4 protein-coding genes are annotated in these 6,496 nt (G+C 66.5%); 1 reads left to right on the top strand and 3 read right to left on the bottom strand.

Annotated elements, in window-relative coordinates; all coding sequences use genetic code 11:
• Positions 1-86: 86 nt before the first annotated feature.
• The 3 genes from ACFU5F_RS23935 to ACFU5F_RS23925 all read right to left on the bottom strand — a co-directional run bounded on the left by ACFU5F_RS23935 (position 87) and on the right by ACFU5F_RS23925 (position 3,291).
• Positions 87-1,403 carry an MFS transporter gene (locus tag ACFU5F_RS23935; RefSeq protein WP_383890708.1) on the bottom strand — a complete coding sequence of 439 codons (1,317 nt, stop codon included), beginning with the start codon at positions 1,401-1,403 and terminating at the stop codon, positions 87-89.
• Positions 1,404-1,483: 80 nt separating this feature from the next.
• Positions 1,484-2,566 (bottom strand): inositol-3-phosphate synthase, encoded by a 1,083-nt coding sequence (locus ACFU5F_RS23930; protein ID WP_383890705.1) that lies wholly within the window; start codon positions 2,564-2,566, stop codon positions 1,484-1,486.
• 44 nt (positions 2,567-2,610) lie between these two features.
• On the bottom strand, positions 2,611-3,291 hold the full coding sequence (locus ACFU5F_RS23925) for a PadR family transcriptional regulator (RefSeq protein ID WP_013002262.1): 681 nt from the start codon (positions 3,289-3,291) through the stop codon (positions 2,611-2,613).
• 373 nt (positions 3,292-3,664) lie between these two features.
• Here ACFU5F_RS23925 and ACFU5F_RS23920 point away from each other — a divergent pair, with 373 nt between their 5' ends.
• Entirely contained in the window at positions 3,665-6,331 is a 2,667-nt protein-coding gene (locus tag ACFU5F_RS23920; RefSeq protein WP_383890702.1) for a transglycosylase domain-containing protein, read from the top strand.
• Positions 6,332-6,496 lie beyond the last annotated feature (165 nt).

The raw sequence follows: 6,496 nt of genomic DNA, 5'->3' as shown, positions 1-6,496 counted from the left end.
GGTGGGCTCTTTTTCCACCCCAACACGCCCCCCCCGCCCCCCTGTTTCTCTGTGGCAAGGGCGCGCTGTCACTATGGGCCGATGTTTCACGTGAAACATCGGCGCTTCCGGCTCGCCGGCCGATCTGCCATGCCGAAGCGAGCCATGGCGGCAGCGATCAACCCATAGATCACGGCCACGGTGATCACCAGAGCCGCCGAGCGGCCGTCCGGCGGGAGCATCAGGGCGGCCGCGGCGGCGGCACCGACGAAGGCGACGTTGAACAGGACGTCGTAGAGGGAGAAGATTCGTCCCCGGTAGCCGTCGTCGACGGAGGACTGCACGATCGTGTCCGTGGCGATCTTCGCTCCCTGGGTGACCAGCCCCAGAACGAACGCAGCGATCAGCAGAGGCGCTTTCGCGAAAGGCAGGCTGAGGGGCGGGGTGAGCAGGGCCGCGGCAACGGAGCAGCTGACGATCCAGCGACTCGGCCCCCACTTTCCGGCAGCCCAGGGTGTGATCACCGCTGCGGTGAAGAATCCTGCTCCCGAGATCCCTACGGCCAGTCCGAGGAGAGCCAGGCCCTCCTCGGAGCCGGACGCACCGGGACTGCCGGACGACCAGGCATATCGGCAGAGCATGAGCACCATGACCGTCAGGGCGCCGTAGCAGAAGCGCATCAGCGTCATCGATGCCAGTGCCCAGGCTGCCGTCCGTCGCCCGGGCTCGGCGAGATGCCGCACGCCCGCTGTCAGGCCCCGTGCGGTCCCCGCGAGTGCCGCACGCAGCCGAAGCTGCACCAACTCCGGCTCCGGACCCAGCAGGTCGCGGGCGATACGCAGTGCGGCCAGGGCGGCACACAGGTAAAGGGTCGAGCCGAGAAGTACCACTGCCGCGTCGGATCCCGAGCCCACGAGCCGAACGACGAAGGCGAGTCCGCCACCGGCGGTCGCGGCCAGTGTTCCAGCTGTCGGGGAGAGCGAGTTGGCGACCACCAAGCGGTCGGCGTCCACCACCCGGGGCAACGCGGCGGAGAGCCCCGCCAGCACGAAACGATTGACCGCGGTGACACAGAGAGCGGAGACGTAGAAGAGCCAGTCGGGCACATGGCTGAGGATCAGAACAGCCGTCACGGACGCCAGCAGGGCACGCAGCAGGTTTCCGTACAGCAGTACCTGACGACGCCGCCAGCGATCCAACAGCACGCCAGCGAAGGGGCCGACGAGGGAGTACGGAAGGAGGAGCACCGCCATGGCGGAGGCGATGGCGGCGGCTGACGTCTGTTTCTCGGGAGAGAAGACGACGTACGTGGCGAGCGCGACCTGGAAGGCGCCGTCGGCTCCCTGGGACAGCAGGCGTACGGCCAGCAGACGCCGGAAGGCGCGGAGACGGAGCAGCACACGCAGGTCGCGCACGACGGACATGGGGCCCAGCCTCACCTATGAGGGAGGGCCTCCGGGCGTATGACCCGGAGACCCTCAACAGCACACTACGAACGCTTGGGTCAGCGCTCGACCTCGCCCTTGATGAACTTCTCGACGTTCTCGCGGGCCTCGTCGTCGAAGTACTGCACCGGCGGGGACTTCATGAAGTACGAGGAGGCCGAGAGGATCGGGCCGCCGATGCCGCGGTCCTTGGCGATCTTCGCGGCGCGCAGGGCGTCGATGATGACGCCGGCTGAGTTCGGGGAGTCCCAGACCTCGAGCTTGTACTCCAGGTTCAGCGGGACGTCACCGAAGGCGCGGCCCTCGAGGCGGACGTACGCCCACTTGCGGTCGTCGAGCCAGGCGACATAGTCGGACGGGCCGATGTGGACGTTCTTCTCGCCGAGCTCGCGGTCGGGGATCTGCGAGGTGACGGCCTGGGTCTTGGAGATCTTCTTGGACTCCAGACGCTCACGCTCGAGCATGTTCTTGAAGTCCATGTTGCCGCCGACGTTCAGCTGCATGGTGCGGTCCAGGACAACACCCCGGTCCTCGAACAGCTTCGCCATGACGCGGTGCGTGATGGTGGCGCCCACCTGCGACTTGATGTCGTCGCCGACGATCGGGACGCCAGCCTCGACGAACTTGTCCGCCCACTCCTTGGTACCGGCGATGAAGACCGGCAGGGCGTTGACAAAGGCGACCTTGGCGTCGATGGCGCACTGGGCGTAGAACTTCGCCGCGGCCTCGGAACCGACGGGCAGGTAGCAGACGAGAACGTCGACCTTCTGGTCCTTCAGCACCTGCACCACGTCGACCGGGGCCTCGGCGGACTCCTCGATGGTCTCGCGGTAGTACTTGCCGAGGCCGTCGAGAGTGTGGCCGCGCTGCACCGTCACTCCGGTGGCGGGCACGTCACAGATCTTGATGGTGTTGTTCTCGGAGGCGCCGATGGCGTCCGCGAGGTCGAGACCGACCTTCTTGGCGTCGACATCGAAGGCGGCGACGAACTCCACGTCACGGACGTGGTAGTCGCCGAACTGCACGTGCATGAGACCCGGGACCCTGGACGCCGGGTCGGCGTCCTTGTAGTACTCGACTCCCTGCACCAGCGACGCGGCGCAGTTGCCCACACCGACGACGGCTACGCGAACCGAACCCATTCCGGCTGCTCCCTGTGTGTACGAGTGAGGTCCTGGCAGGGACCTCACGTGGTGGTGTCGCCGGGCGCATCCGGTCCGGGGAGATCCCCGGGCCGGGGCAGGGCGCCCGGCGCTCCCTCTGTGGTGTCGCGAGCGGGCTCTGCGTCGCCGGGACCCTTCAGGTCCCGGCCAGCCCGCTCGCTCTCGATGAGCTCGTTCAGCCAGCGCACTTCGCGCTCCACGGACTCCATCCCGTGGCGCTGGAGCTCGAGCGTGTAGTCGTCGAGGCGTTCTCGGGTGCGCGCCAGCGAGGCCCGCATCTTCTCCAGCCGTTCCTCCAAACGGCTGCGACGGCCCTCCAGGACGCGCATACGCACATCCCGGGAGGTCTGCCCGAAGAACGCGAAGCGAGCAGCGAAATGCTCGTCCTCGTAGGCATCGGGACCCGTCTGCGAGAGCAGCTCCTCGAAGTGCTCCTTACCTTCCGCCGTCAACCGGTAGACGATCTTGGCGCGGCGGCCCGTGAGCGGGACGGCGGCAGCATCTTCCGGGGTACCACCCGGTTCCTCGATCAACCAGCCGTTCGCGACCAGCGTCTTGAGGCAGGGGTACAGCGTCCCGTAGCTGAACGCACGGAACACGCCCAACGACGTGTTGAGTCGTTTGCGCAGCTCGTAGCCGTGCATCGGGGCTTCGCGGAGCAGGCCGAGGACAGCGAACTCGAGGATCCCGGAACGCCGGCTCATCGTCGCCTCCCCTCTCCAGCTGGCCCTGTCGACACGTTTTATGCCGAGCTGATGTATCGACTCGATACATCCAGACGATAGAACGCCCCTACGGATGCGACAAGTGGGGATTCGGTGAACGGGGTCACATCACCGATTAGTAGGAAGCAAGTTGCCTGATTTGGGGTGAAGTTCGGTGCTCAATGGGTTTTGGCGGTGCGTAGTCTGTGCGGCATGCACACCACTGGGAACCGAGTGACGTTTGAGCACGTCGCCGTCCTGGGTGCCGTACGGATGAATGCCAGCACGACCGCATCCGTACTTCGGGGGGACCGGAAACCAGCCGCCGTTTCCAGGCGCGCACGGGTGCGCCTGCCCGAGGAGTAGTCGTTCGATGAGCGAGCACCGTCGCAAACCGCCGCAGCCGCAGGGAGGCGGACGTGCCGCGGCCCGGCGCGGCCAGTCGGCGTCCTCCGGCCGCCGCGCGGCACCGCGGGGCGCCACCGGGTCACTTTCCGAGACCTATGGCTCGGGAGGTGAGGAGACCTCGTACGAGGGCCGTGCCGCCACACGTCGGGCGTCGCTGAGAAGCGCCGACGCCGGCGTCGGCGGGGGACGTCGCAGAGCCGCCGAGCCTGCCGGGCGTGGACCGGGACGCGGCCGCGGGCGCGCGGATCCGCCCGGCAAACAGCGCTTCATCGATTACCCGCGGGCCGGCAAGTACGGGGTGATGCGCTGGATGCCGTCGTGGCGTCAGGTGACCGCGTTGCTCATCGGGTTCTTCGGGAGCCTGGTGGCGGCGGCCGGCATCGGATACGCGGTCGTGGCGGTACCCAACCCGGCCCAGGCCGCGACGGCGCAGAACAACGTCTACTACTGGTCCGATGGCTCGCAGATGGTCGCGACGGGCGGTGAGGTCAACCGCCAGATCATCGCGTACGAGAAGATCCCCAAGGCGATGCGCCATGCCGTCATGTCGGCCGAGAACAAGACGTTCGAGACCGACAGCGGCGTCGACCCGATGGGTATCGCGCGGGCCGTCGTCAACATGGCCAAGGGCGGCCAGACGCAGGGCGGCTCGACCATCACCCAGCAGTACGTGAAGAACGCCATGCTGGACGACCAGTCGCAGACCCTGTCGCGGAAGGTCAAGGAGCTCTTCATCTCGGTCAAGGTGGGAACCTCGGTCGAGAAGGAAGACATCATGCGGGGGTATCTGAACACCGCGTACTACGGCCGCGGTGCGTACGGCATCCAGGCGGCCGCCCGCACGTACTTCGGCAAGGACGCCGAGAAGCTCAATCCGAGCCAGTGCGCATTCCTGGCCGCGGTCCTCAAGGGTGCGACGTACTACGACCCGGCCGGAGCCCCGTCGATCGACCCGGAGGCATCTCCGCAGAACAACCGCAAGCGGGCCACGGACCGCTGGCGCTGGATCCTCAACGAGATGGTCAAGGACAAGCACCTGTCCGCGGCCGAGCGGGCCCAGTACCCCGATTTCCCCAAGATTCAGAGCCCTCGGTCCAACGCCCAGCTGGGCGGTCAGATCGGCTACCTCGTCGACACCGCCAAGGGCTACATCCTCAACAACACGGACATCAACCAGGAGCAGCTGGAGCAGGGCGGCTACGAGATCCACACGACCTTCGACAAGAACAAGGTCAAGGAGCTCGAGAAGGCCGTGGTGAAGGTCCGCAAGGAGAACATCAAGCCCGACCAGCGTCCGCAGACCGACACCCACGTGCAGTTCGGTGGCGCGTCCGTGAATCCGAAGTCGGGTGCCATCGAGGCGATCTACGGTGGTGAGGACGCCACCAAGCACTTCACCAACAACGCCGACGTCACCGGCGCACAGGTCGGTTCCACGTTCAAGACGTACGTGCTCGCGGCAGCGATGACCTGGGGCAAGCGCGATCCCAAGCTCGACGGGGACCAGGCGCAGGACGAGCGCACCATCGTCTCGCCGAAGAGTCTCTACAGCGGCAAGAACAACCTCAAGATCAAGGACTACGACGGGCAGGTCTGGACCAACGAGAAGGGCGAGGAGTGGCTGCAGGCCAACGACGACGACGCGTCGTACGGCAGCGCGCCGAAGTACCAGATCGATCTCCGTGAGGCGATGAGGGTCTCGGCGAACTCGGCCTTCGTGCAGCTGGGTATGGACGTCGGTCTGGATCGGGTGAAGGAGGCTGCCACCGCGGCCGGCCTCAAGGAGAGCAGCCTGACCGGCACCAGCTTCCCCTCCTTCTCGATCGGCATCTCCGACCCCAGTGCGATCCGTATGGCGGGCTCCTACGCGACTTTCGCCGCCAGCGGCAAGCAGAATGACCCTTTCTCCGTGAAAACGGTGGAGCACGAGGGTCTGACCATGTTCGACCACGACGACATCGCCGAGCCCAAGAGGGCATTCACGACGGAGGTCGCGGACAATGTCACCGACGTGCTCAAGACCGTCGTCGACGAGGGAACCGGTACGTCGGCCCGGCTGACCGGTCGTGAGGTGGCCGGCAAGACCGGTACCACCGACGGCAACAAGTCGGCCTGGTTCGTCGGATACACCCCGCAGTTGTCGACCGCCATCAGCATGTATCGCATGGACGACGACGAGTCCAACAAGAACCGGAAGTTCCTGGAGATGTACGGCACGGGTGGTCAGGAGACGATCCACGGTGCCTCGTTCCCGGCCGAGATCTGGCACGACTACATGGAGGACGCCCTCAAGGGCCAGCCGGCTGTGGACTTCCCGGAGCCCGAGCCGATCGGTGTGGTCGTGAACGACGACCCCGACCCGACCCCGTCTCCGACACCGACCCAGTCGGAGGAGGAGGTCCCCGAGCCGAGCCCGACACCGACCGAGAGCGAGCCCGCGCCGTCACCGACACCCAGCGAGATCTGCGACAACCCGTTCGACCCCACCTGTGAGGACCCGGGGGGTACGGACGCGGGCGGCACGGATGTCGGAGGAACCGATGGCGGGGTGACGCCGACGCCGACGGAGTCGGAGGACGATACGAGAGGCAACCAGAACGGGGGAGGACTCTTCGGAGGTCCCAATGGGTAGCTCCACACCCGACAGAATGTGTTTCACGTGAAACAAGGGCCATCGCACCGATCAGGTGCGATGGCCCTTGAGTGGTTCCGGGGTCCGGAGAGCGGGGGGCCGTTTCACGTGAAACAGAGGCGCTGGGCCCACGACCGGATGCGGCGCCCTGGGCGGATTCCCAGA

This window comes from Streptomyces sp. NPDC057438 (genome assembly GCF_042802995.1).
In the GTDB taxonomy this organism is placed as follows: domain Bacteria; phylum Actinomycetota; class Actinomycetes; order Streptomycetales; family Streptomycetaceae; genus Streptomyces.
This window is presented reverse-complemented; position numbering and strand designations above follow the sequence as displayed.